The organism is Cupriavidus sp. L7L, assembly GCF_004353535.1.
In the GTDB taxonomy this organism is placed as follows: Bacteria; Pseudomonadota; Gammaproteobacteria; order Burkholderiales; family Burkholderiaceae; genus Cupriavidus; species Cupriavidus oxalaticus_A.
In genome coordinates this window covers 1-2,484 of sequence record NZ_SMNY01000107.1, presented here as the reverse complement: position 1 = coordinate 2,484, position 2,484 = coordinate 1, and the positions used below count along the sequence as shown (strand labels likewise).

The window sequence follows — 2,484 nt, the reverse complement described above, 5'->3', positions numbered from 1 at the left end:
GGGTTAGGGGTGGGACTGCGCATGGACTAGAACGCCGGCGATACGCTGCTTCCTTTTTTCAAGGAAGCAAGCTGATGCCGGCCAACCGGATGACCATGCGCAAAATCAAGGAAGTGCTTCGCCTGAAGTGGGCGTGTGGCCTTTCGCACCGGCAGATCGCTAGGGCGACAGGTGTGAGTGTTGGCGCCGTTTCGCAGTACGCGGCAATGGCGAAGGCAGCGGGGCTGGATTGGCCGCAGGCGGACAGCCTGAACGAAGATACGCTGGAGCAGCGGCTGTTCGGCGCGCAGAAGCCGGCCAACAGTCCGGGCGGGCGGGTGACGCCGGACTTCCCCTATCTGCATCGCGAGTTGCGCCGCAAGGGCGTGACACTGCAGTTGCTGTGGGAGGAATACCTGGAGGCGAATCCCGGGGTCCCCATTTACCAATACACGCAATTCTGCTGCCGTTACCGGGACTGGGCAGCGACGCTCAAGCGGTCGATGCGCCAGCAGCACCGCGCCGGCGAAAAGCTGTTTGCTGACTTCGCCGGTCAGATGGTGCCGATTCTGGATGCCGAGGGCGGCCTTGCCTTCGAAGCCAGCATCTTCGTTGCTGTGTTGGGCGCGTCGAATTACACATACGCATGCGCCACCCGGGGGCAGACCACCGCCGACTGGATCGGGGGAATGGTCTGCGCGATGGAATACGCCGGCGGCGTGCCCGAGCTGCTTGTGCCGGATAACCCGCGCGCGCTGGTGGCTCGCCCTGACCGGTATGAGCCAGTGCTGTCCCGTACTGCGGAGGACTTCGTTCATCACTACGGCACGGCCATGCTGCCGGCGCGTCCGCGCAAACCGCAAGACAAGGCCAAGGTCGAGACCGGCGTGCTGATCGTCGAGCGGTGGATTCTGGCGCGGCTGCGCAATCACCGCTTCTACAGCTTGGGCGAGCTCAACAAGGCTATCAAGAAGCTCGTCGCCGACCTGAACGACCGACCGTTCAAGAAGCTGCCTGGCACGCGCCGGGAGTGGTTCGAGCGGTTGGACCGGCCAGTGCTGCGACCGCTGCCGCCGCGGCGCTACGAAGTTGCAACGTTCAAACAGTGCCGCGTCAACGTCGACTACCACGTCGAGATCGACGGCCATTACTACAGCGTGCCGCATGCCCTGGTGCGCAAGGCGGTGGAGGCTCGCGTAACCCGCCACACCATCGAGATCCTGTACGGTGGCAAACGGGTGGCGCTGCACGCGCGCAATACCCGCAAGGGCAGCCACAGCACGGTCAAGGAACACATGCCGGTGGCCCACCGCGCGCACCTCGAATGGACGCCCGGCCGGCTGCTCAAATGGGCAGCCTCGATTGGGCCCAACGTCGCCGTCATCGTCGAATACCAGCTCACCCACAAGAGCCATCCCGAGATGGGCTATCGCGCCTGCCTGGGTCTGCTGAGTTTGGCCAAGAAGTACAGCAAGGAGCGGCTCGAAGCCGCTTGCGCCCGCGCCGTCGCCATTGGCTCGCTCACGCGTAAGTCGGTGGTCTCCATCCTTGAAAACCATCTGGACCGGCAAGCCACTCTGCCGGTATCGCAAACCGAGTGGCATTCCCCCATGCACGACAACGTGCGCGGACCCGACTACTACCATTAGGAAAACTATGCTGATGCAACACACCGTCGGCCAGCTCAAGGCCCTCAAGCTCGACGGGATGGCGCGGGCCTTCGAGGAACAGTCTGCCCTGACCGCTAGCTCCAGCCTGCCGTTCGAGGAACGCTTCTCCATGCTGGTCGACCGGGAGATTGCTTGGCGCGACACCAGGCGCCTGGAGCGGCTGCTGCGCTCGGCCAAGCTCAAGCACACCCAGGCATGCCTCGAGGATGTGGTTTATGACGGCAGCCGCGGCCTTGACCAGCGGCTGGTCGCCAGCCTGGCCAGTTGCGACTGGATCCGCAATGCTCAGAGTCTCATCCTGACCGGAGCGACCGGTGCCGGCAAGTCCTGGCTGGCCTGTGCGTTTGCTCAGCAGGCCTGTCGGCAGGGATTCTCTGCGCTCTATCTGCGGGTGCCGCGACTGTTCGAGGAACTGCAGATCGCCCACGGCGACGGGAGCTTCACCCGCCGCCTGGCGCAGCTCGCGCGCATCGATGTCCTGGTGCTGGACGACTGGGGCCTACAGGAGCCTTCTGAAAGCGCACGCGGCGATCTGCTGGAAGTTCTGGACGATCGCGTCGGCACTCGCTCGACCATCGTGACCAGCCAGCTCCCGATTGAGCATTGGCACCAGTGGTTGAATGATCCGACGCTGGCTGACGCCATCTTGGACCGGCTGGTCCACCAGGCGCACAAGGTATCGCTCAAAGGCGAATCCATGCGCAAGCGCTCGGCTACCGACGCCAAGAAACGGGCATCGTGATCACCTACGCTACAATCTCCTGACCGCGCAGTACCACCTTCCTTCCCTGATCACGTTCGCCGAAACCGCTGATCACCTTCACCGAAATCCGCA

At 63.7% G+C, this 2,484-nt stretch carries 2 protein-coding genes; both read left to right on the top strand.

The features are described from left to right. Positions 1–74 precede the first annotated feature (74 nt). Complete coding sequence (gene istA, locus E1J61_RS36065; RefSeq protein WP_133098549.1) at positions 75–1,628, top strand: IS21-like element ISRme9 family transposase; 1,554 nt, start codon at positions 75–77, stop codon at positions 1,626–1,628. Between the two features lie 7 nt (positions 1,629–1,635). Beyond that, positions 1,636–2,391 (top strand): IS21-like element ISRme9 family helper ATPase IstB, encoded by a 756-nt coding sequence (istB, locus tag E1J61_RS36060; RefSeq protein WP_133098548.1) that lies wholly within the window; start codon positions 1,636–1,638, stop codon positions 2,389–2,391. Positions 2,392–2,484 lie beyond the last annotated feature (93 nt).

Excerpts from the sequence above, each read along its gene's own strand:
- istA (WP_133098549.1), top strand. The coding sequence starts at position 75 with ATGCCGGCCAACCGGATGACCATGCGCAAAATCAAGGAAGTGCTTCGC.
- istB (WP_133098548.1), top strand. The coding sequence starts at position 1,636 with ATGCTGATGCAACACACCGTCGGCCAGCTCAAGGCCCTCAAGCTCGAC.